The sequence below is a fragment of the Microvirga aerophila genome (assembly GCF_003332305.1).
Classification (GTDB): domain Bacteria; phylum Pseudomonadota; class Alphaproteobacteria; order Rhizobiales; family Beijerinckiaceae; genus Microvirga; species Microvirga aerophila.
On record NZ_QOIO01000036.1, the window covers coordinates 1 to 1847 of the forward strand.

Genomic DNA, 1847 nt, shown 5'->3' on the forward strand with positions numbered 1-1847 from the left:
GTCGGTGAGGTCCTTCCAGGTGCCAGCGACGCCCTGCACCTGCGCTTGACCACCAAGCTTTCCTTCCGAGCCCACTTCGCGTGCCACGCGGGTCACTTCGGACGCGAAGGAGTTGAGCTGGTCCACCATGGTGTTGATGGTGTTCTTCAGCTCCAACATCTCGCCCTTCACGTCGACGGTGATCTTCTTGGAGAGGTCGCCCGTCGCGACCGCAGTCGTGACCTCGGCGATGTTACGCACCTGGCCGGTCAGGTTGGCGGCCATCATGTTCACATTGTCGGTGAGGTCCTTCCAGGTGCCGGCAACACCCTTCACCTGGGCCTGCCCGCCGAGCTTACCCTCGGTTCCGACCTCACGCGCCACGCGAGTCACCTCGGAGGCGAATGAATTGAGCTGGTCCACCATGGTGTTGACCACCTTGCCGATCCGCAGGAACTCGCCGCGCAGGGGCCGGCCTTGAATCTCGAGCTGCATCGCCTGACTGAGGTCGCCCTTGGCGACAGCCCCGATCACTCGGGCCACCTCGGTCGTCGGCTGGACCAGATCGCCGATCATCGAGTTCACCGAGTCGATGCACTCGCTCCAGCACCCGCGCGCAGCCGGCAGCTTGCCCCGCTCGCTGATCTGACCCTCTTTACCGACCACCTTGGACATGCGGTCCAGTTCCCGGGAGAGACCCTGGTTCAACTCGACGACATCGTTGAACGCCTCGGCGATCTCGCCGTCGATCCCTGTCAGGTCGAGCGGCAGCCGCACGGAGAAATCGCCTTTCCTGAAGGCCCTCAGAGCCTTAAGGAGCATCTTGTGGTCGAGCTGGGAAGGAGCGGTTTCGGTCTGTGGCATGGTGCCCCTCGTACGATACTAAGTCTAGGAATATAAACCGGAATTTGTTTGCGATTTTCTTTACAGGCCTTAGAGAGCCATGGATAGTGGAAAGAGTGTCCAGGGTCCCCTCAAGGTGTAACTAATAACGCCACGCTTGGAGTCCAGGACCGACCCACCAAGATCCCTCTGGTCATAGGCTATCAATACGCAACTCCAGTCGGCTCATGGTAATCGGGTGCATCCCGGCACGCGGGCATGCACCCGAAAAGCTTCGATCGCCTCAAAGGATTGTTACATAGTAAATCACCAACAAGGCGGTTTTCTTAGCAGTATACTTAATGCCCTGAACGTTCTTCATGAATCATTCAGCAGAATAAACGAATAATCACTTAAGTAATTATACGTTATATCGGCATGAGTTGAAGGCTCGCGGCCGCGAACTGCAATATAGTTTCTTCGAAGTCGGAGGAGAGTCCACAGCGGGCCCGAAATTGCCCCGATTGGCTACCCGAGGTAATTGCGTTGAGCCAAGCTCGATGCTGGAGGCCTTGGAGAATAATGGCGCACCCGACACGATTCGAACGCGTGGCCTTTGCCTTCGGAGAGTAATAGACAGATTATTACTGTGCCTCTTGAGAATAATTAAATATAGTCAGATCGATTGGTTGGCTGGTATAAAGCCTTCACAACAAACGACTTAGGATTTTTCAACTCTTCTGGAGGCCCAAAGCCTACGGCTGATTCTTTGAAAGATCCTTGGCACACCTTTGGCACACCGAATTTATCGTGAAATTTATGAATTATACTACCAGCCCTAACCTGAAGACGCTCAAGCTCATGCAGCGGGAGTTTGAGCGGACAGGTCGCCTCCTCGTAGAGGATGGTCTCACTCTGTACCGGCACCCTAATACTAAGTCCCTGAAGGGCTGACTCGTTCGTGATTTTCTGCGTCGGGGTGGGTGTGATTCAACTTGGCGAGCCATGGAGGTTCGCCATGCCGATCCCACTCCGTTCTGACTTCG

1 protein-coding gene is annotated in these 1847 nt (G+C 55.6%); it reads right to left on the reverse strand.

Annotated features, from left to right (window positions below):
• On the reverse strand, window positions 1–843 hold an 843-nt coding region (locus DRB19_RS18845), incomplete at its 3' end, for a HAMP domain-containing protein (protein ID WP_162815752.1).
• Window positions 844–1847 lie beyond the last annotated feature (1004 nt).